The sequence below is a fragment of the Azospirillum sp. OGB3 genome, assembly GCF_014192915.1.
Classification (GTDB): Bacteria; Pseudomonadota; Alphaproteobacteria; order Azospirillales; family Azospirillaceae; genus Azospirillum.
This window is the reverse complement of the sequence record NZ_JACHYN010000021.1, coordinates 42,318-67,527: the sequence shown is the minus strand read 5'-3', so window position 1 is coordinate 67,527 and position 25,210 is coordinate 42,318. Positions and strand designations below refer to the sequence as shown.

At 70.1% G+C, this 25,210-nt stretch carries 24 protein-coding genes; 12 read left to right on the top strand and 12 right to left on the bottom strand.

Annotation, left to right across the window (positions count from 1 at the left end; all coding sequences use genetic code 11):
- The first annotated feature begins 32 nt into the window (after positions 1 to 32).
- The 7 genes from FHW79_RS28100 (at position 33) to queG (ending at position 5,984) form a co-directional block, all read left to right on the top strand.
- Positions 33 to 269: a hypothetical protein gene (locus tag FHW79_RS28100; protein ID WP_145679522.1), complete on the top strand. Its 237-nt coding sequence runs from the start codon at positions 33 to 35 to the stop codon at positions 267 to 269.
- Entirely contained in the window at positions 254 to 709 is a 456-nt protein-coding gene (locus FHW79_RS28095; protein ID WP_183181964.1) for a type II toxin-antitoxin system VapC family toxin, read from the top strand. The genes FHW79_RS28100 and FHW79_RS28095 overlap by 16 nt, the downstream gene beginning before the upstream one ends.
- 51 nt (positions 710 to 760) lie before the next feature.
- Complete coding sequence (locus FHW79_RS28090; protein WP_183181963.1) at positions 761 to 2,107, top strand: AarF/UbiB family protein; 1,347 nt, start codon at positions 761 to 763, stop codon at positions 2,105 to 2,107.
- A 57-nt stretch (positions 2,108 to 2,164) separates the two neighbouring features.
- Positions 2,165 to 3,184, top strand: coding sequence for a tRNA preQ1(34) S-adenosylmethionine ribosyltransferase-isomerase QueA (gene queA, locus FHW79_RS28085; protein WP_183181962.1), 1,020 nt, complete (start codon positions 2,165 to 2,167; stop codon positions 3,182 to 3,184).
- Positions 3,184 to 4,386 carry a tRNA guanosine(34) transglycosylase Tgt gene (gene tgt, locus FHW79_RS28080; protein ID WP_183181961.1) on the top strand — a complete coding sequence of 401 codons (1,203 nt, stop codon included), beginning with the start codon at positions 3,184 to 3,186 and terminating at the stop codon, positions 4,384 to 4,386. The genes queA and tgt overlap by 1 nt, the downstream gene beginning before the upstream one ends.
- The gene (gene queF / locus FHW79_RS28075) at positions 4,379 to 4,843 is read left to right on the top strand and encodes a preQ(1) synthase (protein WP_174438184.1); all 465 of its coding nucleotides are present in this window, start codon (positions 4,379 to 4,381) and stop codon (positions 4,841 to 4,843) included. Before tgt ends, queF begins: the two co-directional genes overlap by 8 nt.
- A gap of 67 nt (positions 4,844 to 4,910) precedes the next feature.
- Positions 4,911 to 5,984, top strand: a complete 1,074-nt coding sequence (gene queG, locus FHW79_RS28070) for a tRNA epoxyqueuosine(34) reductase QueG (protein ID WP_183181960.1) — start codon at positions 4,911 to 4,913, stop codon at positions 5,982 to 5,984.
- Here the strand turns inward: queG and FHW79_RS28065 are convergent.
- The 11 genes from FHW79_RS28065 to FHW79_RS28015 all read right to left on the bottom strand — a co-directional run bounded on the left by FHW79_RS28065 (position 5,956) and on the right by FHW79_RS28015 (position 20,689).
- Positions 5,956 to 6,918, bottom strand: coding sequence for a lysylphosphatidylglycerol synthase transmembrane domain-containing protein (locus tag FHW79_RS28065; RefSeq protein WP_183181959.1), 963 nt, complete (start codon positions 6,916 to 6,918; stop codon positions 5,956 to 5,958). The two genes, queG and FHW79_RS28065, sit on opposite strands and share 29 nt — an antisense overlap.
- Positions 6,919 to 6,979: 61 nt before the next feature.
- On the bottom strand, positions 6,980 to 7,888 hold the full coding sequence (locus tag FHW79_RS28060; protein WP_211108521.1) for a glycosyltransferase family 9 protein: 909 nt from the start codon (positions 7,886 to 7,888) through the stop codon (positions 6,980 to 6,982).
- A gap of 32 nt (positions 7,889 to 7,920) precedes the next feature.
- Entirely contained in the window at positions 7,921 to 9,156 is a 1,236-nt protein-coding gene (locus tag FHW79_RS28055; protein ID WP_183181958.1) for an O-antigen ligase family protein, read from the bottom strand.
- A gap of 100 nt (positions 9,157 to 9,256) precedes the next feature.
- A complete protein-coding gene (locus FHW79_RS28050; RefSeq protein ID WP_183181957.1) occupies positions 9,257 to 11,659 on the bottom strand; it encodes a methyl-accepting chemotaxis protein in 2,403 nt (800 codons plus the stop codon).
- A gap of 121 nt (positions 11,660 to 11,780) precedes the next feature.
- Positions 11,781 to 13,001: a GNAT family N-acetyltransferase gene (locus FHW79_RS28045; protein ID WP_348984293.1), complete on the bottom strand. Its 1,221-nt coding sequence runs from the start codon at positions 12,999 to 13,001 to the stop codon at positions 11,781 to 11,783.
- The gene (locus FHW79_RS28040; protein ID WP_183181956.1) at positions 12,998 to 14,653 is read right to left on the bottom strand and encodes an acyl-CoA synthetase; all 1,656 of its coding nucleotides are present in this window, start codon (positions 14,651 to 14,653) and stop codon (positions 12,998 to 13,000) included. The genes FHW79_RS28045 and FHW79_RS28040 overlap by 4 nt, the downstream gene beginning before the upstream one ends.
- 150 nt (positions 14,654 to 14,803) lie before the next feature.
- Positions 14,804 to 15,286, bottom strand: coding sequence for a YbaK/EbsC family protein (locus tag FHW79_RS28035; protein ID WP_183181955.1), 483 nt, complete (start codon positions 15,284 to 15,286; stop codon positions 14,804 to 14,806).
- Between the two features lie 6 nt (positions 15,287 to 15,292).
- Positions 15,293 to 16,120 (bottom strand): pyrroline-5-carboxylate reductase, encoded by an 828-nt coding sequence (proC, locus tag FHW79_RS28030; RefSeq protein WP_183181954.1) that lies wholly within the window; start codon positions 16,118 to 16,120, stop codon positions 15,293 to 15,295.
- A 5-nt stretch (positions 16,121 to 16,125) separates the two neighbouring features.
- The gene (locus FHW79_RS28025) at positions 16,126 to 16,629 is read right to left on the bottom strand and encodes a YbjN domain-containing protein (protein WP_109068036.1); all 504 of its coding nucleotides are present in this window, start codon (positions 16,627 to 16,629) and stop codon (positions 16,126 to 16,128) included.
- A 200-nt stretch (positions 16,630 to 16,829) separates the two neighbouring features.
- Entirely contained in the window at positions 16,830 to 17,177 is a 348-nt protein-coding gene (locus tag FHW79_RS28020) for an accessory factor UbiK family protein (RefSeq protein ID WP_183181953.1), read from the bottom strand.
- 113 nt (positions 17,178 to 17,290) lie between these two features.
- Complete coding sequence (locus FHW79_RS28015) at positions 17,291 to 20,689, bottom strand: AsmA family protein (protein WP_183181952.1); 3,399 nt, start codon at positions 20,687 to 20,689, stop codon at positions 17,291 to 17,293.
- Positions 20,690 to 20,894: 205 nt separating this feature from the next.
- On the opposite strand from FHW79_RS28015, the gene FHW79_RS28010 reads away from it, so the two are divergent.
- Complete coding sequence (locus tag FHW79_RS28010; protein WP_137140236.1) at positions 20,895 to 21,083, top strand: DUF4169 family protein; 189 nt, start codon at positions 20,895 to 20,897, stop codon at positions 21,081 to 21,083.
- Between the two features lie 144 nt (positions 21,084 to 21,227).
- The gene (locus FHW79_RS28005; protein WP_183181951.1) at positions 21,228 to 22,067 is read left to right on the top strand and encodes a DUF2189 domain-containing protein; all 840 of its coding nucleotides are present in this window, start codon (positions 21,228 to 21,230) and stop codon (positions 22,065 to 22,067) included.
- Between the two features lie 54 nt (positions 22,068 to 22,121).
- Here the strand turns inward: FHW79_RS28005 and FHW79_RS28000 are convergent, their stop codons facing one another.
- Positions 22,122 to 22,310 carry a DUF1192 domain-containing protein gene (locus FHW79_RS28000; RefSeq protein WP_145684381.1) on the bottom strand — a complete coding sequence of 63 codons (189 nt, stop codon included), beginning with the start codon at positions 22,308 to 22,310 and terminating at the stop codon, positions 22,122 to 22,124.
- Positions 22,311 to 22,491: 181 nt separating this feature from the next.
- Between FHW79_RS28000 and FHW79_RS27995 the strand changes: the two genes are divergently transcribed.
- The 3 genes from FHW79_RS27995 (at position 22,492) to FHW79_RS27985 (ending at position 25,174) form a co-directional block, all read left to right on the top strand.
- Positions 22,492 to 23,499: an NAD(P)H-quinone oxidoreductase gene (locus FHW79_RS27995; protein WP_183181950.1), complete on the top strand. Its 1,008-nt coding sequence runs from the start codon at positions 22,492 to 22,494 to the stop codon at positions 23,497 to 23,499.
- Positions 23,500 to 23,807: 308 nt separating this feature from the next.
- On the top strand, positions 23,808 to 24,425 hold the full coding sequence (locus tag FHW79_RS27990; protein WP_014239918.1) for a DUF1013 domain-containing protein: 618 nt from the start codon (positions 23,808 to 23,810) through the stop codon (positions 24,423 to 24,425).
- A 155-nt stretch (positions 24,426 to 24,580) separates the two neighbouring features.
- On the top strand, positions 24,581 to 25,174 hold the full coding sequence (locus FHW79_RS27985) for a UbiX family flavin prenyltransferase (protein WP_183181984.1): 594 nt from the start codon (positions 24,581 to 24,583) through the stop codon (positions 25,172 to 25,174).
- Positions 25,175 to 25,210 lie beyond the last annotated feature (36 nt).

The window sequence follows — 25,210 nt, the reverse complement described above, 5'->3', positions numbered from 1 at the left end:
GTTACAGTGTCACCGATCCCCAGGAGAGCGAAATGGGCAAGATCGTCAGGCTCGAAATCGACGAAGCGCTGCACGCGACTCTGACCGAACGCGCCGCGATCAACGGACGCTCGGTCGAGGAGGAAGTCGGTGCCATCCTGTCGCAGGCCGCACGCCCCGGCCGTGCGGCGCTCATAGAGGAACTCCAGCGGGAGCAGGACGAACTTGCTCGCAAATACGGTGTGCTTCCCGACAGCACGCCGCTGATCCGTGAATGGCGCGACCGGTGAACGCCGTAAGCCAAGCGGTCGTCGTGGACGCCAGTGTCGCCGTGAAATGGATCATCAGGGAAGACGCAAGCTCAGACGCACTTGCGTTTCTTGCCCAGGAAAAGCCGCTGCTGGCACCCGATATTCTGCTCATCGAAGTGGCTGCGGCACTGGCCAAGCGCGTCCACACGGGCACTTTGGAGACGTCGGATGCCGACACGCTCCTGGGCCGCTTGCGTGGATTGGTCGCCCAACTCCCGCTGACGCTGACTCCGGCGGTGGATGTGGCGGAGCGTGCGCTCGACCTCAGCGGCACACTTCGGCATCCCCTGGTCGATTGCCTCTATCTGGCTCTCGCTTGGTCGACGAACGCGGGACTGGTGACCGCTGACCGCAAATTGGCGGAAGCCGCCGCCCGAAGCGGATTGCCGGGTCTGGTCCGGATCGGCCCTGCCACCTGAGGCGACGCCAGGGGACTCGCCTTTCGGCCCCGCCGCACCCACCTATTCGGCATGCCGAACACGGATGAGAACAGGCTTGGCGGCCGGATCGCGCGATATGCGCGGGTCGGAACCGCCGTGGGGGGCCTTGCGGCCCGTTTCGCCGGAGAACGGGTGCTGGGCATCCCCCTGGAGCGGGATCGCCATGCCGCCGAATTGCGCGCCGCGCTGGGCGGGCTGAAGGGGCCGCTGATGAAGGTGGCGCAACTGCTGTCCACCATCCCCGACGCCCTGCCCCGCGAGTATGTGCAGGAGCTGTCCCAGCTCCAGGCCGACGCGCCGTCGATGGGCTGGCCTTTCGTCAAGCGCCGCATGGCGAGCGAGCTGGGCCCCGCCTGGCACAAGCGCTTCCGCCATTTCGAGCAGACCGCCGCCGCCGCCGCCTCGCTGGGGCAGGTGCACCGCGCCGTCGGGCTGGACGGGCAGACTCTCGCCTGCAAGCTCCAGTACCCCGACATGGCCTCCGCCGTGGAGGCCGACCTGCGCCAGCTCGGCCTGATCTTCGCCATCTTCGAGCGGACGGACAGCGCCATCTCCACCAAGCAGATCCAGGCGGAGATCGGCGCCCGGCTGCGCGAGGAGCTGGATTACGAGCGCGAGGCCAAGCATGCCCGCCTCTACCGCGCCATTCTGGCCGACACCCCCGGCGTCCATGTGCCGGCGGTGGTGCCCGACCTCTCAACCCGCCGCCTGCTGAGCCTGGAATGGGTGGAGGGACGCAAAATCCTGGACTTCGTCAAGGACCATCCGGACGCCCGCGACGAACTGGCGATGAACATGTTCCGGGCGTGGTACGTGCCCTTCTACGGCTACGGCATCATCCACGGCGACCCGCATCTGGGGAACTACACGGTGCGGCCCGACCGCTCCATCAACCTGCTGGACTTCGGCTGCATCCGCGTCTTCCCGGCCCGCTTCGTGAAGGGGGTGATCGACCTCTATGACGCGTTGCAGACCGGCAACCAGGACAAGGCGGTGGAGGCCTACCGCACCTGGGGCTTCGCCAACCCGTCCAAGGAGCTGGTGGACGTGCTGAACATCTGGGCGCGCTTCGTCTACGCCCCGATCATGGACGACCGCAGCCGCCGCATCGAGGAGACCAACTCCGGCCATTACGGCCGCGAGACCGCCGCCAAGGTCCATGCCGAGCTGCGCCGCGTCGGCGGGGTGGAGGTGCCGCGGGAGTTCGTCTTCATGGACCGCGCGGCCATCGGGCTGGGCTCCGTCTTCCTGCATCTCCAGGCCGAGGTGAACTGGTACCGGCTGTTCCAGGAGATGATCCAGGGCTTCGACGTGGATGTCCTGCACGCCCGCCAGACCGCCGCCCTGACCGCCCAGGCCCTCCCTTTGCCCGAATAAGCGCCGACTCGTAATGCTTCCCCCGTCCCACCGCTTTGGTCTATACGAGCGGCTCCCATGAAGACCGCCGATTTCGATTTCGACCTTCCGCCGGACCGCATCGCCGAGCATCCGGCCAAGCCGCGTGACGCCGCCCGTCTGCTCGACGTGGCGGAGCGTCTGCACGACCGCACCGTGCGCGACCTGCCCGCCCTGCTGGAGCCGGGCGACCTGATGGTCGTCAACGACACCCGCGTCATCCCCGCCCGGCTGGACGGCCGGCGCGGCGAGGTGCGGGTGGAGATCACGCTCCACAAGCGCGAGGGCGAGCGGGAATGGGCGACCTTCGCCCGCCCCGGCAAGCGGCTGAAGCCCGGCGACGTGATCGCCATCGCCGACGACCTCAATGCCGAGGTGGTCGCCAAGGACGGGATGGAGGTGCGCCTGCGCTTCTCCAAGGGCGGACCGGCGCTGATGGAGGCGCTGCACCGCCATGGCCGGATGCCTCTGCCGCCCTACATCCGGCGCGAGGCCGACGAGCAGGACGTGGCCGACTACCAGACCGTCTTCGCAGCACGCGAGGGCGCCGTCGCCGCCCCCACCGCCGGGCTGCACTTCACGCCGGAGCTTCTGGCGGCGCTCGACGCCCGCGGCATCCGCCGCGTGCCGGTGACGCTGCATGTCGGGGCCGGGACCTTCCTGCCGGTCAAGGTGGACGACATCGCCGAGCACCGCATGCACAGCGAGTGGGGCGAAATCTCCGCGGAAACCGCCGAGGCCATCAACGCCACCCGCGCCGCGGGCGGGCGGATCGTCTCGGTCGGCACCACGGCGCTGCGCATCCTGGAGACGGCGGGGCTGGACGACCGCAGCATCCGGGCCTTCAGCGGCGACACCGACATCTTCATCACCCCCGGCTACCGCTTCAAGATCGTGGACCTTCTGGTGACCAACTTCCACCTGCCCCGCTCCACCCTGTTCATGCTGGTCTGCGCCTTCGCGGGCATGGACAGGATGAAGGCGGCCTACGCGCACGCCATCGGCCAGAACTATCGTTTCTTCAGCTACGGCGATGCGTCGCTGCTCCGGAGGGTGTGATGACCGGGATCGGGTTCGAGCTTCTGAAGACCGACGGGCGCGCCCGGCGCGGACGGGTCTCCACCGCGCACGGCGTCATCAACACGCCGGCCTTCATGCCCGTGGGCACCGCCGCCACCGTCAAGGCGATGACCAGCGACGCGGTCAAGTCCACCGGCGCGGAAATCCTGCTCGGCAACACCTACCACCTGATGCTGCGCCCCACGGCGGAGCGCGTCGGGCAGTTGGGCGGGCTGCACCGCTTCATGAACTGGGACAAGCCGATCCTGACGGACAGCGGCGGCTTCCAGGTCATGTCCCTGTCGGACCTGCGCACCATGACCGAGGAGGGGGTGACCTTCAAATCCCACCTCGACGGCAGCAAGCATCATCTGACACCGGAGCGCTCGATCCAGATCCAGCATCTGCTGGACAGCAACATCACCATGTGCCTGGACGAGTGCACCCCCTTCCCGGCGACGGAGGCGCAGGCGGCTTCGTCCATGCGCCTGTCGATGCGCTGGGCCAGGCGCAGCAAGGACGCCTTCGTCGAGCGGCCCGGCTACGGCCTGTTCGGCATCGTCCAGGGCGGCGTCTATGCGGACCTGCGGGCGGAGAGCGTGGCGGCCCTGAGCGACATCGGCTTCGACGGCTACGCCATCGGCGGGCTGGCCGTGGGCGAGGGCCAGGAGACGATGTTCACCGTGCTCGACTTCACCGAGCCGCTGATGGTCAAGGAGCGCCCGCGCTACCTGATGGGCGTCGGCCGTCCCAGCGATCTGATCGGGGCGGTGCGCCGCGGCGTCGACATGTTCGACTGCGTGATGCCCACCCGATCGGGCCGCACCGGCCAAGCCTTCGTGCGGCGCGGCACCATCAACATCCGCAACGCCCGCCACGCCCATGACGAGCGCCCGCTCGACGAGGCGTGTGGCTGCCCGGCGTGCCGCAACCACAGCCGCGCCTATCTGCATCACCTGTTCAAGGCGGGCGAGATGCTGGGGCCGATGCTGCTGACTTGGCACAACCTGCATTACTACCAGGACCTGATGGCCGAGCTTCGGCAAGCCATCGAGGATGGCCGCTTCGAGGAGGTCGCGGGCGCGCTGGAGGCCCGTCTGAACGAAGGCGACATCCCGGCCACCGAAGACCCGCTGGCCCACCTGAAGGTGAAGCCGGCCAAGCCGGCGAAACCCGCGCAGAAGGAATCCGCCGATGTCTGAGACCATCTACGCCGGCCTGACGCAGCTCGGCGGCGCCACCGTCCAGCCGAAGACGCCGGAAGAGGCGGTGCTGGAGCGGGTGCCGAATCCGAACCCCGGCGAGAACTACGTCGTGCGCTTCACCGCGCCGGAGTTCACCTCGCTCTGCCCGATCACCGGCCAGCCGGACTTCGCCCATCTGGTCATCGACTACGTGCCGGGCGAGTGGCTGGTGGAATCCAAGTCGCTCAAGCTGTTCCTGACCAGCTTCCGCAATCACGGCGCCTTCCATGAGGCCTGCACCGTCGGCATCGGCAAGCGTCTGGTGGACGAGCTGAAGCCGGTGTGGCTGCGCATCGGCGGCTATTGGTACCCGCGCGGCGGCATCCCCATCGACGTGTTCTACGCCACCGGCGAGCCGCCGAAGGGCGTGTGGATTCCCTCGCAGGACGTCCAGACCTACCGCGGCCGCGGCTGATCCCGACTATCCCACGCTAAAATCCCCTCTCCCCAGAGGGGAGAGGGTTAAGCAGCTCAAAATCACCATGTCCGACCCAGACACCTCCACCCGTGAAGCCATCCGCGACCGCGCCCTGTCGCTGGGCTTCGACGCGGTCGGCTTCGCGCGGGCGGAGCTGGGCGAGGAGGCCAAGGCGCGGCTGGCCGAATTCCTGAGCCAGGGCCGGCACGGCGACATGGGCTGGATGGAGGACAAGGCCGACCGCCGCGCCCATCCCCGGGCCCTGTGGCCGGAGGCGAGGACCGTCATCGCGCTCGGCACCAGCTACGCCCCGGCGGAGGACCCCCGCGCCCTGCTGGCGCATCCCGACCGCGGCATCGTGTCGGTCTATGCGAAGAACCGGGACTACCACGACCTCATCAAGGGCCGGCTGAAGACGCTGGGCCAATGGATCGCCCACCGTTTCAAGGCGGAGCTGAAGGTCTTCGTCGACACCGCCCCGGTGATGGAAAAGCCGTTGGCCGAGAAGGCCGGGCTGGGCTGGCAGGGCAAGCACACCAACCTCGTGTCGCGCTCCCACGGCTCCTGGCTGTTCCTGGGCGAGGTCTACACGACGCTGGACCTGCCGCCGGACTCGCCGGGGGTTGACCGCTGCGGCCAGTGCCGGCGTTGCCTGGACGCCTGCCCCACCGCCGCCTTCCCCGCCCCCAACCAGTTGGATGCCCGGCGCTGCATCTCCTACCTGACCATCGAGCACAAGGGGCCGATCCCGGAGGAGCTGCGCCCGCTGATGGGCAACCGCATCTACGGCTGCGACGACTGCCTGGCCGCCTGCCCCTGGAACAAGTTCGCCCGGCGCTCGCGCGAGGCGGCCTTCCTGCCGCGGGCGGAGCTGACGGCGCCACGGCTGGCCGATCTGGCGCAGTTGGACGATGCGGGCTTCCGGCAGGTCTTCAGCGGGTCCCCGATCAAGCGGATCGGCCGCGACCGCTTCGTGCGCAACGTCCTGGTGGCTCTGGGCAACAGCGGTGACGCCCGCCACGCCGCAGCAGCCGAACGGGCGGCAGAACGCCTTCTGGAAGACCCGAGCGACGTGGTTCGCGACGCCGCCGGCTGGGCGCTGGCCCGGCTCAGGAGCGCGCAGACCTCTTCAGGCTGAGCCAGAGCAGGCCGCCCGGCAGCGACGACAGGGTCACCGAAAGCCCGATCATCAGCGACAAAGCCAACGCGTCGGTGGCGCCGAGGCCGTAGAGCGCGAAGCCGGCGACGAAGGCCCCCTCCCGCACGCCCCATCCGTTCAGCGAGATGGGCAGGGCCGCCGCGAAGATCGTCATCGGCACGACGGCCAGCGCGTCCAGGACCCGCACGGGAATGCCCAGCGCCTGGGCGTAGGCGATCACCGCGAAGACGGTGCACATATGCACCGCCGCGCTGTGCAGCAGCCCGGCCAGCGCCGCGCGGCTGACCAGGGCCGCGCGCAACCGCGCGACCTGCGCCTGCATCGCCCGGACCGGCGGGCGCAGCAGGACACCCGGCAGCGGAAGACGGTCCGCCTGGAGCCCCGCGATCATGGCGATGGCGAGCAGGAAGACCGCCGCCGGCCCGGCCCAGGCGACCGAGGGCGGCGCGGTGGCGACGAGATGCGGCAGGCCAGCAAACAGCAGGAGGATGCAGCCGACCAGGGCCAGCAAGCGGTCCAGCACCAGCGCCAGCACCACGGCGGCGGAGGACGCCCCGCCCCGGTAGGTCAGCCAGCCGCGCACCACGTCGCCGCCCAGCGCCCCCGGCAGCACCTGCCCGAAGAACAGGCCGGTGAACATCAGCCGCATCGCCAGCCTGTGCGAAACCCGCTCGCCCGCGGCGCACAAGGCGTCGCGCCAGCGCTCCCCGGCGCAGAGCACGGCCAGCACCTTCGCCGTGAAGCCGGCGGCCAGCCAGACGGGGTCCGCGCCGGCGACCCGCTCCAGCAGCGCCGGCCAGTCGGCCTTGGCGCCAAGAACGCCGAGGACCGCCAGGGTCACCGCCAGCTTGGCCAACAGCATCAGGCGCCCGCCCGGCTTTCCCTCGGGCAGGGTGACCGCTTCGGTGGGCATGGCGCCGGCGTCCTGGCTGCTCAAATCCTTCATGGCTCCTGGAAAATGGCCGGCCGGCACTCTACCGGTTCGGTGGAAGAGCGTCCATCGCCGCCAGCACGCCCGCCGCGTCCATATCGGCGAAGGACGGGCGGTGGTGGACGACCATGCGCGGCCCGTTGGCCTGGATGGGGACGGACGCGTCACAAAAAAGTCCCAGGGTCGGACAGCCGACCGAGGCCACCAGATGGGTGGGGCCGGTGTCGTTGCCGACCGTTGCCCAGGCCCGGCGGGCCAGCCCGGCGATTTCCGGCACGCTGGTGCGGCTGGTCAGGTCCACCGCCTGCGGACAGGCGGCGGTTATGGCCCGGGCGAGGTCCGCTTCGATGGCCGTGCCCAGAACCACCGGCGTGATCCCGCGCGCCGCCAGCAGACACGCCAGTTCGCCATAGCGTTCCACCGGCCAGCGCTTGTCGGGCCGTCCGGGGGAGGAGCCGGGGATCAGCAGGGCGTAGGGCGCGGCGATGCCGAAACCGCCGGTGTCGGCGTCAAGCCAGGACAGATCGGGCACCGCGTCCGGCACGATGCCGAAGGGGGCCAATTGCCGGGTGTAACGCTCGATCACCGGCACCTTGCGGCGGCCCGGATACTGGTCGCGGTGCGAGGCGCCCCGTGCCGTTCCCGACCATTCCGGCCAGGGACCGGGAGTGAGCAGCCAGAAATAGCGGTCGGTGCGCCGCTGCGCCTGGAGATCGTAGACCCGGTCGAAGCGACCGGCGCGCAACAGCCGGCGGACGCGCCAGTAGGCTCCGAGGGAACGCCCCCGCGGGTCCTCCAGCACGTCGTCGAACAGGCCGCTGAGGCGGGCGAGCGGGGCCAGGGACGGCAGGGTCAGCAGCGTCAGATGGTCGCCGCCATGGTGCCGACGGATGGCCGAAAAGGCGGTCTGGGCGAGGAAGAAATCGCCGAAGGCCCCCAGCTTGATGACCAAGACGCGACGGGGTCCGGTGCCGCCTTCCACCGTCACGTGCCCCCCGCCGGGGTGCGGGCGGCCAGCCGGAGCATCAGGCCGGCGGCGAGCATGCCGCCCATCCACCACGCCTGCCAGATGCCGTAGGCTGTGCTCGCCATCGCCAGCGCCGACGCGAACAGGGCCAGCGCGAAGGGTTGCAGCCGCCGCTCCATCCGCCCGGTGCCGAACAGCAGCAGCAGCGTCGCCGCCAGGGCCAGCCCGGCGCCGACCACGCCAAGCTCCAGCCAGACCTGCAGGAAGGCGTTGTGGGGATGCAGCGGCAGAAGGCTGTCGGTCAACGTGCCGAAGCGCGACACCGCCCCGTCCGGGTCCAGCGCGCGGGAGGCGTCGATGCCCTGCCCGAAGACCGGCGTCTCCAGCGCCCGGTTGGCCGCCATACCCCAGATCTCCACCCGATGCCGGGCGGAATGGAACAGCCAAGCGGCGCCATCCAGGTTCAGCACGCGGTCGAACAGCAGAGCCAGCGGCAGCACAAAGGTGAAGGCCACCGCGAGGACCGCCGCCAGCGCCCTGCGGACCAGCCGCGGCGACCAGACGGCCAGCACGAAGGCCACCCCACCGACGGCGATGCCGAGCATGGCCGAACGGCTGGTCAGCAGCAGGCAGGCACCGGCGAAGATGACCGGCAGGGCGACCGCCGCCCCGCGCCGCCCGGCCCGGTCGAGCGCCATCGCCGCCGGCCAGACCAGCAGGCAGAGCAGCACCGCTGTGCGCTTGGGCACGTTGGTTTCGGCGATCTCGGCGCCCGCCGGCACGTGGTTCCACCAGCGGTGCAGCGGGAAATCCAGCGCGGCCTCCACCGCGAACAGCAGGACCCCGGCGAACACCCCGATCAGGAACAGGCCGATCAGCCGACGCGCCTCCACCCCCGGCAGCGAGGACAGCCACGCCCCGCCAGCCAGGGCGCCGAGGCCGATGTAGGCGATCTCCACCACCGTCAGGCCGGCGCGCGGCGACGGGCTCCACAGGATGGACAGGGCGGCCAAGGCCAGGAAGGCGAGAACCACCACGGTGCCGGGCATCGCCCGCCGCAGACGTCCCAAGGCGCCGCGGCGGGCCAGACCGGCCAGCCCGATCAGACCGATCAGGATGGCCCAGACCGGCAGCCCGCGTGGCGCCATGGAAGCCAGCGGGCCGAGCGCCAGCGCCGCGGCGCCGGCCAAACCGGCCAGCAGCGCGTCGGGAATCCCCCGTGTGGAATCGCGCTGTGACAAGGGGAAGTCCATGGGATCTCGCGTCCGTGAGGCTCGGCGCGGCTTAACAGATGCCCCGTGCGAAAGCAACGGGCACGGGCCGGGGGCAGGTTCGCCTCTCCGGCCCACCGGATCAGGCGGTCCGCACCTTGTTCAGGAAGCCCTGCACCTCGGACCGCAGATGCTCGGCCTGCCCGGCCAGCGTGCGGCTGGCGGTCAGGACCGCGTCGGCGGCGCCGCCGGTCTTGGTGGCGGCGTTGGTCACCTCGGCGATGTGGTGCATCACCTCCTGCGTGCCCTCGGCGGCCTGGTTGACGTTCTGGGCGATCTCCCGGGTCGCGAGACCCTGCTGCTCCATGGCGCGGGCAATCTCGGTGACCGTGCTGCTGATGGTGCCGACCGCGTCGGAGATGGTGCGGATGGCGCCCACCGCCCCGCCCGTCGCCGCCTGCATCTGCGCCACCTGGCTGGAGATCTCCTCGGTCGCCTTGGCGGTCTGGCCGGCGAGGTTCTTGACCTCCGTCGCCACCACGGCGAAACCCTTTCCGGCCTCGCCGGCCCGCGCCGCCTCGATGGTGGCATTGAGGGCCAGCAGGTTGGTCTGCTCGGCGATCTCGCCGATCAGGTCCACCACCTGCCCGATGCGCTGAGCCGCCTCGGCCAGACCCTCGACGATGCCGTTGGTCTCGGTCGCCTTGGCCGCCGCACCGACCGCCACCTGGGAGCTGCTGTTGAGCTGACGGGAGATCTCGGCAATGGAGGAGGACAGTTCCTCGGCCGCCGCGGCGACGGTCTGCACATTGCTGGACGCCTGCTCCGACGCCGCGGCGACGGCGCTCGACTTGGCGGTGGTCAGGGCGGCGTCCGACGACATTTCCTGCGCGTCTCGGCCCAGGTTGCCGGCGGACTCGGTCAGCGACTGGACGACGCCCGACACCGCCTGCTCGAAGCCGTTGGCGAACTCGTTCATGGTGCGGCGGCGGTCGGCGTCGATCTGCCGGCGCATCTCCTCCCGCTCGCCCTCCATGCGCTGCATCTCCAGGGCGTTCTCCTTGAAGACGCTGAGCGCCTCGGCCATCGCGCGCAGCTCGTCCTTGCGGTTGCCGCCGGGGATGTCCACCGTCAGGTCGCCCTCGGCCAGCCGCCCCATCGCCTTGGTCATGGCGTGCATCGGGTGGGTGATGGCGCGGTCGATGATCCAGGCCATCAGCATGCCGAGCGCCAGCGCCACGGCGGCGCCGATGATGATGATCAGCTCCGCCCCGCTGCGCCCGTTCTCGCGGTCGTCGCGCTGGATGGAGACGAGACGGGCCACCTGCTCGCTGACGTCGCCGGCGGCCTTGGCCATGGTCTTGGAGGCGGTGCGCTGGTTCTCGCTGGTCGTGACGAGGGCGGCGAACTCCCGGTCGAAGGCCTGGGCGGCCTCGGTGATCGCGGCGATCAGCGCGCGGCCTTCCGAATCGACGAGCACCGCGCCGGCCTGGGTGGCGAGCGCCAGCGTCTCCTTGACCGCGCCATGCACCCGGTTGCGGGCGTCCTCGCCGTTCATCAGGATGAAGTCGCGCTGCCCCAGCATCGCGGACTGCGCGCCCTGGATCAGGCGCATGGCGATGCCGCGCAGCTGGACGGCCTCGTTGACCTCGCTCTGGGCGAAGTTCGCGGCCTCCTGGAGCGCGCTGGAGACCATCGCCTGGTTCTCCTGCATCTCGTGGGCGAGATTCTGGATTTCCTGGGCGTGGCGGTCCAGCGCCTGGATGCGGCCGCTGGCCGGCTCGCCGGAGCCCTCGGTGCGGGCCTGCTCGAACACCATCCGGTAGGCGCCGGCGATGGTGACGATCCGCTGAGCCAGCTCCTCGTCGTTGGTGCCGACGAGGTCCTTCTCGATGGCCTCGGCGTTCGCCAGCAGCGCCGCGATGGCCTCGCCGGCGGCGGTCATGGTGGCCGGGTTGCGGGTGTGCGCGAAGTCGGACTGCAGGCGCCGCGCCTCCAGCACCATCTCGATCAGCCGGTCGGCGCGGTCGGAGGTGTCGCGGCTCTGCCGCACGGCATGCTCCGCGTCCTTCAGGCTGACCATGTTCTGGTCGTAGCGGTCGGACTGCTGCTTGCCGATCATCTCCGCGATCTCCCGCAGGGCCTGGGCGCGCGTCTCCATGCTCTGGGTGCGGGCGCGGGCCTCCTGGTCCTGGGCGACGAAATTGGCGAAGGCGCTGCGGTAGCCGGCGATGCCCGCCAGGATCTCGTCCACCAGCCGGACGCTGCCGGCGTCCTCCAGGGCGGACCGCGTGCCCTGCGCCTCGTCGCGCAGCCGGTCCAGCATGCCGGGCACATTGTCGGCGGCCTTGGAGTCGCGCTCGGTGACGAAGCGGGACTCCTCGATCCGCACGGTTTTCAGCCGGGCATCCAGTTCGGCGGTGTGGGCCGCCAGATCGACACGTCCGGCGTAGGTGCGCAGGCTGTTCCAACCAACGAACGCCACGGCAACCGTCATCAGAAGGACCGCCGCAAAACCGAGCGCAATCCGCGTTCCAATCGTCATGAAATCGGGCTCCCCCGGGTCGTACGGCCTTGTGGGCTGGCCGTCGTCATGCCTTTGTCTCTAAGGGATACATCAGAAAGGGTTAATTTCTGGTTTGATAAACGCAACTGGTAACACCGCTTCAGAACCGGTCCGGCATCCAAGGCGCTGGTCCCGAGAAAAACAGCGCCGCGAGCGCCAGCGCGTCCTCACCGCCACGCAGAAGGCCAACCTGACGGAGAGCGTGGGGGCCTTTGTGACCACTGTAGAGGGCAGCAAGAGCCCCGATGGACAGGGAAAGCACCGCGCCAGCCGGCTTTGCGCCGCCACTCATCCTCTTCGAAACCCGGTCCACGACGGCCTTTCCATCGGAAAGACGCAATCTGAAATTGCCGGAATTCTCAGGAAACACCGCATCGGAAATATCCATCGTCAATTCACCGGCAACCCCCGGTGGATATCCACGGGTTTCCAAAGCACGCTGAAGGTCAAGGATGCGCAACAGCCACTCGTCCCGCGCATCGGCACGCGGGCCGCTGTCGGGCGCCATCAGGACCAGCGGGTCGTCGGGCCCGCCGCGCCAGGAGACACGGTCGACCTGCGCCCGGTAGCCGGCCAGGAAACCCTGCGCCAGCCGCACCGCCCGCGGGCTGAGCAGACACAAATCCGCCACCGTGAGTTTCCGATCGGCAGGCGGCGCCACCGCAACGTAACCTTCAGGCCCTCCAGGACCACCCAAAGTGTAAACATCGGACGGCGCACCATCCGGACAGAGGGCGAAGCTCCACAGCCCTTCATTGCGCTCCACCAAGCCGTTGGCGGTGGCGAGGAGGCTGCGGCGTAGTGCCGCAAGCACGCTGGCGTCGCTGGCGTCGGTGCGGCGGATCCACCCGTCCTCCGGCGACGGTCCGACGAACAGGGTGGCCGGCGGCGCGCTCCAATCGAAGGACACGCCGCCCCGTCCGAATCCCAGGCGGGTGTAGACCGGCAGGGTCGCCGGGTAGAGCACCGACAGCGCGGCCCCCCCGGCCCGCGCCTCCTCCAGCAGGCCGCGCATCAGGGCGGTGCCGTAGCCGCGCCCCTGCTCCGCCGGATCGACGGCCACCGCCGCCACGCCGCAGGACGGCACCGGACGTCCGCCGAACCATTGGTCCATCGGCCAGACCGCGGCACAGGCGACGAGCTGCCCGGCGCGGCCCGTCTCCGGCCCGGCGCGCAGGCCGCGCATCACACCCGGCCCGAACAACTCCACCGACCGGTCGAAATACTCGCGGGGAATGCCGAAACCCTGGCGGACCAGGGTCGCGGCGTCCGCCCGTTCCTCGGGCAGAAGGGAGCCGAAGCCCCCGGTCACAACGGTCACACCTTCGCTCCGTTCAGTGCGCGGGCCTGATCACGCAGCACATATTTCTGAATCTTGCCGGTCGAGGTCTTCGGCAGGGCGGTGAAGACGACGGTGCGCGGGCACTTGAAGTGGGCCAGATGCTCGCGGCAATAGGCGATCACCTCCGCCTCGGTCAGCTGCTTGCCCTCCTTGACGGTGACGAAGGCGCAGGGCGTCTCGCCCCACTTCTCGTCCGGGCGGGCGACCACGGCGGCCTCGACGATGTCCGGATGCTTGTAGAGCACCGATTCGACCTCGATGGTCGAGATGTTCTCGCCGCCGGAGATGATGATGTCCTTCGAGCGGTCCTTCAGCTCGATGTAGCCGTCGGGGTGCCAGACGCCGAGGTCGCCGGTGTGGAACCAGCCGCCGGAGAAGGCCTCCTGCGTCGCCCGAGGGTTCTTCAGATATCCCTTCATGACGGTGTTGCCGCGCATGAAGATCTCGCCCATCGTCACGCCGTCCTTGCGGGTCGGCTGGAGCGTGTTGGGGTCGGCGACCATCAGCCCTTCCAGCGTGGCGTAGTTCACGCCCTGCCGCGCCTTCAGCGCCGCACGCTCCTCCAGCGGCAGGTCGTTCCAGTGCTCGTGCCAGGCGCAGATGGTGACCGGTCCGTAGACCTCGGTCAGGCCATAGACGTGGGTGACGTCGAAACCCATCCGTTCGATCTTCTCGATCACCGCGGCGGGTGGGGCGGCGCCGGCGGTCATCATCTTGACGCCGCGCGGGATCTCCCGCTTCTGGTCCTCCGGCGCGTTGACGATCAGGCCCATGATGATGGGCGCGCCGCACATGTGGGTGACGCCGAGGTCGGCCAGCGCGTCGTAGATCCCCTTGGCGGTGATGGTGCGCACGCAGACGTTGGTGCCGGCCATGGCGGTGACCGTCCAGGGGAAGCACCAGCCGTTGCAGTGGAACATCGGCAGGGTCCACAGATAGACCGGATGGTGCGGCATCGCCCAGGTCAGCACGTTGCCCATGGCGTTCAGATAGGCGCCGCGGTGATGGTAGACGACGCCCTTGGGGTTGCCGGTGGTGCCGCTGGTGTAGTTCAGCGCGATGGCCTGCCACTCGCCGGACGGCATCGCCCACTCATAGGCCGGGTCGCCGGTCTCCAGGAACTGCTCGTAGGTCTGCTCGCCGATCAGCTCGCCGCCCTTGGCCTGCGGGTCGTCGATGTCGATGACGATCGGGCGGCGCTTCGGCTCCAGCATGTGGACGGCCTTGGAGATGACGCCGGAGAACTCCCGGTCGGTCAGCAGGACCTTGGCCTCGCCATGCTCCAGGATGAAAGCCAGCGCCTCGGCGTCCAGGCGGATGTTCAGGGCGTTCAGGACCGCACCGACCATCGGGACACCGAAATGCGCCTCGAAGGTTTCCGGGGTGTTGGGAGCCATCACCGCGACCGTGTCGCCAAGCCCGATGCCGCGCTTCGCCAGCGCCGAGGCGAGGCGCACGCAACGCTCGTAGGTCTCCGCCCAGGTGCGGCGGACCGGGCCGTGGATCACGGCGGTGCGCTGCGGGTAGACGGCGGCGGTGCGGCGCAGGAACGAGAGCGGCGACAGCGGCACCGTGTTGGCGGCGTTCTGGTCGAGGTCGGTCTCGTACGGGTTGTGCCGGGCGTCGGTCACGGGGGCCTCCCTGATGCGTCTCTGTTCAAGAACTCGTTGGGAAGAGTCTTGCCAGAGAATCCAGAGGCTTGGAAGAGGGGTGGCCGGGCGATGCGCGATCATGCCGCGCTGCGGCATCCTGACCGCTTGACCGGTTCTCGCGGTGCGCGTTCAGCCCTTGCGGACGGTTTCGACCCGCCCGCCGGTGATGGCGACGAGTTGCGCCGGGGTCAGGCGGAAGACCGCGTTGGGCGTGCCGGCGGCGGCCCAGATGGCGTCGAAGCCCATCAGGTCGGCGTCGATCAGAACCAACGGCGGCACGGTGTGGCCGATGGGCGGCACCCCGCCGATGGCGAAGCCGGTGCTTTCCCGGACGAAGTCCGGATCGGCCCGCTCGATCTTTTCGCCGATCAGCCGGCCGACCGCCTTCTCGTCCACCCGGTTGGCCCCGCTGGCCACCACCAGCACCGGACGCCCGCTGTCCTTCGTGCGGAAGATCAAGGACTTGGCGATCTGCGCCACGGCGCAGCCGACGGCGTTGGCGGCGTCCTCCGACGTGCGGGTGCTGCCCTCATGCTCGACCACGCTGTGGCTGTGGCCGAAGCCGTCCAGCAAGGCCTGGACCCGTTGGGCGGAAGGGCTGAGGGCCGCCATGGCGCCTTACTTCGCCAGTTCGCGGGAGCGGTTCGCGGCGGCGGCAACGGCACGGTCGAACAGCGGCTGCAGGCCATCCCCAGCCATCAGGACGTCGAGCGCCGCCTGGGTGGTGCCGTTGGGGCTGGTCACCGCCTTGCGCAGGTCGGCGGCGGCGGTCGGGGACTGGTGGAGCAGTTCGCCCGCCCCCGCAACGGTGGCCCGCGCCAGACGCATGGCAAGCGCGGCGGGCAGCCCGGCGGCCTCGCCGGCCTTCGCCATGGCCTCGACCATCAGGAAGACGTAGGCCGGGCCACTGCCCGAAACGGCGGTCACCGGATCGAGAAGCGACTCGTCCTCGACCCAAGCCACGTCGCCGACCGCGCGCAGAAGCGAATCGCACAGCGTCTTCTGCGCCTCGGTGACCACCGGGTTGCCGACGGCGACGGTCATGCCGCGGCCGATGGCGGCGGGCGTGTTGGGCATGGAGCGGACGATGGCCGCCCCCTCCCCCAACGCCGCTTCGAAGGAGGCGATGGTCTTGCCGGCGGCGACGGACAGGAACACCGTGCCGGGACGGACCAGCGTCCGATAGGCCGGAAGGACCGAGTCCATCACCTGCGGCTTGACGGCCAGAACGACGACATCCGGTGCGAAGCCGGCGGGCACGGCGTCCGGGCCGCTCGCCAGGACGACGGCGGGCTTGCCGCGCAGGGCCTCCGGCAGGCCGGACGGCTCGACCACGGCGACGCTGGAGGCGATGCCGGCCGTCAGCCAGCCGTCGAGCATTGCGCCGCCCATCTTGCCGCAGCCGGCCAGCAGCAACGTGCAGCCCTGCGTCCCACCATTCGCCATGACGCTCACGCCTCCCCAGCGGTGTCGAGGATGGCGGCGGACACCGCCTCCGACGCGGACTTGCCGCCCCAGATCACGAACTGGAAGGCGGGGTAGAAGCGCTCGCACTCCGACAGGGCGATCTCGACGAGGTCCTCGAGCTGCTCCACCGTCGCGCCGCGCGAGCCGCGCAGCAGCATGGTCTGGCGGAACATCGGCGTGTGCTCCTCGGAGCAGACGTCGAAATGGCCCAGCCACATGCGCGCGTTGACCTCGGCCAGCAGGTCGTTGACCGACGACCGGCGCGCCGCCGGGACCTTCATGTCGAACTGGCAGGAAAACTGCATCGCGCTGACGTCGGACTGCCAGACGAAATAGAGCCGGTAATCGCACCAGCGCCCACCGATCTCGACGATCAGCTCGTCCTCGCCGGCCCGCTCGAAGGGCCATTCGTTGGCGGTGACGATCTCCTCGACGATGTCCAGGGGATTGTGCGCGGATGAGGGGGTGTCGACGGCAACAGCCGACATGTCGGCGTCCTCCTGTAAAGGCGCGGTGGACGGAACCGCCCCGGGGCTGCTCCGCCTTCGTGCAGGAAGGGGAAGCCCCGAGATGTTGTGGCTGGCAGACGGATGAATACCACCCAGAGCACCGTGCCAAAAGGGTCTGGCCGGCGCAACTGGTTTTCGGCAGTGCATCCGTGAAGGATTGGAGTCGTGGCGGGGCCGGATCAGACCGGCCCGCTGCCTCCTCCGGCGATGGGACCGACGGAGGGAGCCGCCGCGGGAGCGGAGGCGCCCGCGTCCGGCTTCGAATCGCGGCCGGCCTTGAGCGCCGCGACCGTGGCCTCCAACGCGGCCAGCCGCTCGGCCATGGCCTCCTGCTCCTCGCGGGCCTTGGCGGCCATGGCGCGGACGGCCTCGTGCTCCTCGCGGCTCACCACGTCCATGCGCGACAGGACGCGCTCGAACTGCTGGCGCATCTGCGCCTCGGCTTCCTCACGCAGGGACGACAGCGCGCCGAGCGCACCGCCCGCGACGCGGGCCAGATCGTCCAGAATCTTATTGTCCACCTGCATCGACTCAAAATCCGCTTCTTGTCTGCCGCATTATGGGACCCGCCCCACGGAACTTCAACGGGCTTGGACGCAATGCGTCACGGGGCTTGGACTCAACGCGTCACGCGCGCCTCTCAACGCCGCAGTCCGTCGATCAGCCCCTTCAACAGCGCATCGGGCTTCGGGGCGTTGCCGCCGCCGGGAATCGGCAGATCCTTCGGCACCACCTTGTTCAGCAGTCCCTCGGCGGCGCGGCGGGCGAAATACTCCTGCACCTCCTGCATCTCGAAGGAGCGGGTGGGCTTGTCGAGCGCGCCGGTCATGCGAACGGTCAGCGGCGGCAGAGCCTGGTCGGACTGCACGGTCAGGCGGACGCGCATGTCGATGGTCTGCGCCGGCAGGTTGACCTGCCCCGCCGCCAGCGCCTCGCCCAGGTCGGAGGTCAGGCGCGTGTCCTCGGTGCGCGCCACGCCCTTGTCGATGGCGAAGCTGCCATCCAGCCGGGCGAAGCGGGTCTCCCCGCCCTGAAGTCCGCCCATCACCGCACCCAGCAGCTCCTGCGGACGCTCCAGCTTGGTCAGCCGGTCGCGCAGGGCGCCGAGGTCGAAGCCGCGCAGCAGGCCGTCGCGGGCGCTGATCCGGCCCTGGCCGGCCAGCGCCTTGAGCATGGCGTCGCCGCCGGCACCGCTGGCCGTCAGGTTGGCCTCGGCGTCCAGCACGCCCCCGGCGATCTCCAGAGCGCCGCCGCCCAGCCCGCCGCCCACGGCCTCGGCCAGCTTGGCCTTGGACAGGGTGATGGTGGCCTCGGCGGTGGGCGTCTGGTTGCCCGGCGCGGCGAGCCGCCCGGTGGCGCCGAGTTGACCACCCATCAGGGTGCCGTCGAAGCGCTCCACCGTCAGCACGCCGTTGGTCACGGTGGCGCGCAGGGCCGGAGTCTCGATCCGCGTGCCGCCTTTGACGAGGGCGGAGGAGGTCAGCGCGAAGCGTCCGTCGAAGCGGCGCAACCCGCTGAAATCCCCCGCCGCGGGGTCGGGCGCCCCCGGAGACGCCTGGGCCGCCGGAGACGCGGCGCCCGTGGGACGGGAGGCCGCGGCGGGAAGTGCCGCCAGCCGGTCCAGCTCCAGGTCGCCGGTCTGCAGGTCGGCCTCGACCCGCGGCTTGCTGCCGTTGAGGTCGGCGCTGGCCTTGCCCTTGACGGTGACGCCGGCCACCGTCCCCTGGATGTTGCCCAGGGTGAAAGCCTTCCGCGTCCCCGCCAACTCCGTGTAGAGGTCCATCGGGCCGTAGGAGCCGGCGGACGGGTTGTCGGCGAACAGGCCGGCCAGCCGCGCCAGTTCCGGATGCTTGACGCGCAGCTTGAGGTCGGCGCTGGGCTCCTTCTCCACGTTCAGAAGCGTGCCGCCCGCCTCCAGCGAGCCTTCGGCCGCGTCCACGCCCAGCTCGACCGCCAGACGCTCGGCGTCGCCCGACAGACGGGCCTGCGCCTTCACCGCGCCCAGCCGCTCCGGCGCGGGGGCGCCCTCCGGCCAGGCGACCACACGGGCGACCCCGTCCAGGCTGGGGGCATCGGCGTTCAGCGTCAGATGGGCGCCGCGCAGCGGCTCCAGCCCGGCGATCTGGCCGTCCAGGCGGAGCTTCACCCCGGCGGCGTCCTGCACCGTCGCCTCTTTGATCGACAGGGCGCCGCCCGCGGCGGTGGCGTCGAGCCGCAGCCCCTGGACCGGCGTGTTGCGCACGGTCAGCTGCCCGACCGTCAGTTCGAGATTGGCGTCCACGCCGGCCAGCAGCCGGGCCGGGCTCGTCGCCGGGTTCGCCGGCGAATTGCCGTTGCGCGCGGGCGCCGGGGCGGCGGTGGCAGCGTTGGTGGTGGTCCGGCCGCCCTCCGGCGGGGGCAGATAGGCATCGAGATTCAGGCGGTCGAGGTCGAGCCTTGCCCCGAAGGCCGGCCTCCCGCGGTCCACATAGGCGACGGCGCCGGTCAGGCGGCTGGCGTCCACACGCAGGTCCAGCCCGTTCACGTCCAGCCGTCCCGGCCGCCCCTGCAGCTGCGCCGCGACCGACGCCCGGCGCAGGCGGTCCGCCGGCACACCATGGACATCCACCCGCAGCCATTCCAGAAGGGCGCGCAGGTTGTCGGCGTTCGCCTCCATCCGCAGCTTGAGGTCCGGCTGGCCGTTGGCCGCCGCCAGTTCGCCCGCCGCCACGAAGTCGGAGCCGCCGGGCAGCAGGGCGCTGATGCGGTCGATGTTCAGCGTCCCGCCGCTCAGGCCAGCCTCCACGCGCCCCTGGCGGACCAAGCCGCCGTTGTAGGTGATGCCGTCCACCGCGAGGTCGAACTTGGCGTCCAGCGCGTCCGGCAGGGCGAACCCGCCCGGCTGGGCCGCGCCACCGGACGGCACGCCACTGGATGGAGCGTTGGACGGCAGGCCCTTGGCCGCGCTTCCGTTGCGGGGGGCGGGTTGGCCCCCGGCGTCCGAGCCGCCGCCCGCCCGTGCACGCTCCAGCCAGGCATCCAGGTCGAGCCGGTTCAGCGCCAGGGTCAATTCCGCCCGCGCCGGGGTCCCGCTGCGCAGGGTCGCCGTGCCGGTGGCGCGCGTGTCGCCGAGCTGCGCCTCCAGGTTGGTGAAGCTCGCTCCGGTCGGGGACGCCTCGACCGCTGTGCGGATACCGAAGGACTGGGCGAGCAGCGCGTTCGTCTTCCGGTCCTCGCCGGCCGCCGCGCCGTTGCGGACCAGGGCCAGGGCGCGGGACAGGTCGCTGCCCTCGGCGCGCAGGTCGCCCTGGGCGCGCGAGCCGCCGCTGCCCGGCGGGTTGGTCACGATGCCGGCGAAACGCAGCGTGGCGTCGGTGTCGGGCATCGACAAGGTCGCGCGGACCTGGACGGCGGCGCCGTCGATCAGGCGGCTGACGAACATCTCGCCACGCAGCGGCACGCCGCGCGCCCGGAAGCTGCCCTGCCCCTGGAACGGCCCGGTGAAGCTGCCGGCGACGATGCGCGCGTCGATCTGGTCGATCACCTCCGACCGGCCGGTGCGGGCGTCGCGGTACTGGATGGTGCCGTTCTGCACCGTCACCTGGTCGAAGCTGACCGCCGAGGCCAGCCCGTCCCCGGACCCGCCCCGCCCGGCGCCGGCCGGACGCCCGGCGCCGGACAGATCCCAGTTGAAGCGCCCGTCGGGCAGCGTCTCGAAGAGGAAGGTGGGGTCGATCAGCCGGATGCTCTGCACCTGGATGTGGCCGCTGAGCAGCGGGCCGAGCGCCACGCGGACGTCCAGCTCCTTCAGGCGCGCCATGTCCTGCTCGGACCCGCCGGGCGCGTTGGCCAGGCGGGCGTCGCGCACCGTCAGCGCCGGGGCCGGCAGCAGCGACAGGCCGATGTCGCCCCTCAGCTCGACCTCGCGCCCCGTGGCGGCGGAGACCCGCTCCGCGATCTGGGCTTTGTAGGCGTTCCAATCGACGACGCTGGGCACGACCAGCACCGCGGCCACCAACAGACCGACGAGTATCAGAGCTGCGATCAGGAATCTCTTCACCGGTTGACGCGCCTTCCCCACCGTTCGGCTGTTGAGTCGCCGTGTTGCCGCCACAAGCCGCGAGAACCGCTGGCGCCCGCTCCGGTCTTCCGGGTGGCACGGGGTTCCGCTAAACTATCGTCCCGAAAGAAAACAAGCAATTTGGGCATTCCAACGGCCGAGTTGTCCAAAAGACGACACGCCCCGCCCTCAGGAGACGCGTCCCATGGCCGATGTCGTGAACCTGAACCGCTTCCGGAAGATGCGCCAGAAGGAAGAGCGTGAAAAAAACGCCGAGGCGAACCGCATCCGCTTCGGCCGCACCAAGACCGAGAAGCTGCGCGACCGCCAGGAGGCCGAGCGCCGCGCGGCCGAGCTGGACGGCAAGAAGGTGGAGGGCGAGCGGGACGAGTGACGGCCGAGCCCGTGCTTTGGTATCGCTTTTGTGACAATTTGGTATTCTAACAATTCGTCCATAAGACAATCTGGATCGCTGCGGACCGCTTTGCTACAGTTCCCCTCACGAGAGGCGCAATGGGCAAAGGGGAGGACCATCATCATGGTCGACATGTCGTCTCACCGCGGTGCGTCCCAATTTCATCGGCCGGTCCGGCGCAGGGAACCCTCCGAATTCCACAAGCCGGCCCCCTATCTTCCACGAATCCGCAGCGTCGACGTCGACCGCCCCTGGGTGTGGCTGAGCGCCGGCTGGCGCGACATGTGCGCCAGCCCGATGATCAGCGCCGCCTACGGCCTGCTGGCGGTGCTGTCCAGCCTCGCGCTGGTGGCGGTGCTGTCCATGCAGGACATGCAGTATCTGGTGCTGCCGATGGCGGCGGGCTTCATGCTGCTGGGGCCGGTGTTCGCCGTCGGCCTCTACGAGACCAGCCGCCTGCTGGAGCGTGGCGAGACGCCGACCCTGATGAAGGTCGCCGGGGCCTACCGCCGCAACGGCGTGCAGATCGCCGGGATCGGGCTGGCGCTGATGCTGGCCATGCTGGCCTGGATCCGCATCGCCTTCCTGCTGTTCGCGCTGTTCTTCGCGACGGAACCGCCGGCCTTCGACCAGCTCGTCGACCGCATCTTCTTCTCGGCCCAGACGATCCCGTTCCTGCTGACCGGCACCATCGTCGGCGGCGTCATCGCCACGGCGGTCTTCGCGATCAGCGTGGTGTCGATCCCGATGCTGCTCGACCGCGAGACCGACAGCTTCACCGCCATGGCGACCAGCGTCGCCGTGCTGCGCGAGAATCTGCGGACCATGGCCGGCTGGGCCTTCCTGATCGTGCTGTTCACCGCGGCCGGGATGGTCACCGGCTTCCTGGGGCTGGCGCTGGCCCTGCCGCTGATCGGCCACGCCTCCTGGCACTGCTACCGCGACCTGGTCGGCGCGGACTGAGGATGGACCGTCCGAAGCCCCTCTCCCGTCGCGGGAGAGGGGCTTTCCCCATTCTCAGGACGACTTTTTGAAGAAGGCTTCGGCGGCGTTCTTCTGTGCCTCCTTGGCGGCGATGGCGGCGCGGGCGCGGGCGATCTCGGCCTCCAGCCCGGCGATGTAGTCCTTCAGCTCCGCCACGCCCAGCGCGGTCAGGTCCTTCAGCGCCGGCTTGGCCTTGCGCGGCTCCAGATCGTCGATGTCCATAGGGCTCCTCCTCCCGCGTTCGCGCATCCCTGCCCCGCGCCGTCCGCTTCCCGCCCGTCGGAAAGGCCGGCGGGGCGTGCTTGTCAGCGCCGGTGCGGAATTCTAACTTTGGACGCCTGCGGACACAAACGGCCCGGCCGGACCGGTGGACGCCGCGTCAACGAGGAATGGGGGAGACACCATGGGCATCGCCCTGCCGGACAGCATGACCTGCGTGGAGATTTCGCAACCCGGCGGCCCGGAGGTCCTGCGCACCGTGCAGCGCCCCGCCCCGGTGCCCGGCCCCGGCGAGGTTCTGGTGGCGGTGGAAGCCGCGGGCGTCAACCGCCCGGACATGCTGCAGCGCCAGGGCCGCTACGACCCGCCGCCGGGCGCTTCCGACCTGCCCGGCCTGGAGATCGCCGGGCGCGTCGTCGCCATCGGCGAGGGCGTCACGGAGTGGGCCGCCGACGACGCGGTCTGCGCCCTGATCGCCGGCGGAGGCTATGCCCAGTACTGCGTGGTCCCGGCGCCCCAGCTTCTGCCCGTTCCCAAGGGCTACGGCATGGTCGAGGCCGCTGCCGTGCCGGAGACCTTCTTCACCGTCTGGACCAACGTGTTCGAGCGCGGCGCGCTGAAGCCCGGCGAGACGCTGCTGGTCCATGGCGGCTCCAGCGGCATCGGCACCACGGCCATCCAGCTCGCCAAGGCCTTCGGCGCCAAGGTGTTCACCACCGCCGGCAGCGCCGAGAAGTGCCGTGCCTGCGAGGAGCTGGGCGCCGACCGCGCCATCGACTACAAGACCGAGGATTTCGCCGCCGTCATCCAGAAGGAAACCGGCGGGCGCGGCGTCGACGTGGTGCTGGACATGGTCGGCGGCGACTACATCGCCCGCGACATCGGCATCATGGCCCCGGACGGGCGGCACGTCTCCATCGCCTTCCTCCAGGGACCGAAGGTCTCCATCAACATGTTTCCGGTGATGACCAAGCGCCTGACCCTCACCGGTTCGACCCTGCGCGCCCGCTCGGTCGAGGAGAAGGGCCGCATCGCCGCCGCCCTGCGTGCGAAGGTCTGGCCGCTGCTGGAAGGCGGCACGGTCAAGCCGGTGATCCACAAGGTGTTCACCCTGGAACAGGCGGCCGAGGCGCACGCCCTGATGGAATCCAGCGCGCACATCGGCAAAATCGTCATGACGGTCGGCCACTGATCGTCAGCGGCCCCGCGAACCGTTGGAATGCGAAGGGAATTCCCCGGCAGCACAGCCGGGAATTCCCTTTCAAGCATTTTTTTCGCTTCATTCTTGTTCCCGGACAGCCGGGTGGGCTTGCTAAAGCGCGCCAAGACGGTTAGCAGAAGGATCGGCGTCCGGGTTTTCCCGGCCGCCTGCCCGAGCACGCTTACATCGACCGGTTCCGGCCCTATATGGAGGGCGAAGCTCGGGACCATCCGGTAAAGTATGGCCGATCGCGCCACCCGCCAGCGGGTGCGGTCGGGTTGGAGTTGTCAGGAGGGACGATGGCACTGCCCTTGATGCCGAAAGCGACGGCCGTCTGGCTGGTCGAGAACACATCCTTGACCTTCGAGCAGATCGCCGCCTTTTGCGGCCTGCATTCCCTGGAGGTCCAGGCCATCGCCGATGGCGAGGTGGCGGTCGGCATGGTCGGGCTGGACCCGGTGGCCAACGGTCAGTTGACGAAGGGCGAGATCGAACGCTGCGAGCGCAACCAGGACCTGCGCCTGAAGCTGCTGGTCCCCGACCTGCCGCTGCCGGCGGCGCGGTCGAAGGGTCCGCGCTACACCCCGATCACCAAGCGCGGCGACAAGCCGGACGCCATCGCCTGGTTGCTGAAGCACCATCCGGAGCTGTCGGACGCCCAGCTCTGCCGCCTGATCGGCACGACCAAGCCGACCATCGCGGCGGTGCGCGACCGCACGCACTGGAACGCCCCGAACATCAAGCCGCGCAATCCCGTGCTGCTCGGCCTGTGCACCCAGCGCGAGCTGGAGGAGGCGCTGGCCCTGGCGGTGCGCCGCGGCGGCGTCCCGCTGTCGCAGGAGGAGCGCGAGGCTCAGGACGGCGAGGACGGCTACGGCGACGAGTCGCCCTATTCGGAGCAGGAAGAGGCGCGCTGACGCCGCTTTCCCGGCCCCTCTCCCCGGCGGGAGGGGGGCTTTTTGCTTGTGTGCCCCGGGGATGGCCGTCCCTCCGTCCCCGGCGCCGGGCCTGCGAAATGGCCCGTGAAGACCGCGCTCTGGACGACACCCCACCCGCGCGCTACTTCTTCGCCATGACTGCACCCTCCCGTCTTGTTGTCGGCATCAGCGGAGCCTCGGGCGTGATCCTGGGCATCCGCTTGCTGGCCGTGCTCCGCCGGATCGGCGTCGAATCGCACCTCGTCGTCAGCCGGTCCGCCGAGGTCACCCTGGCCCATGAGACGGACATGAAGGTGGCGGAGCTGCGCGCTCTGGCCGACGTGTCCTACGCGGCCGCCGACATCGGCGCGGCCATCGCCAGCGGCAGCTTCCGCGCCATGGGCATGATCGTCGCCCCCTGCTCCGTCCGCACGATGAGCGAGATCGCCACGGGCGTGACCTCCACCCTGCTGACCCGCGCCGCCGACGTCACACTGAAGGAGCGCCGCCCGCTGGTGCTGATGGTGCGCGAGACGCCGCTGCATCTCGGACACCTGCGCACCATGACCCAGCTGGCCGAGATGGGCGCGGTGATCGCCCCGCCGGTTCCCGCCTTCTACAGCCGCCCGAAGACCATCGACGATCTGGTCGACCACGCCGTGGGGCGGGCGCTCGACCTGTTCGGGCTGGACGCCGGCATCGTCCGCCGCTGGGGCGAGCCGGCGCCTGCAGAGGTTCTGGAAACATGACCCGGCCTGGGCTATACCGCATCCGCTAAATCCCGA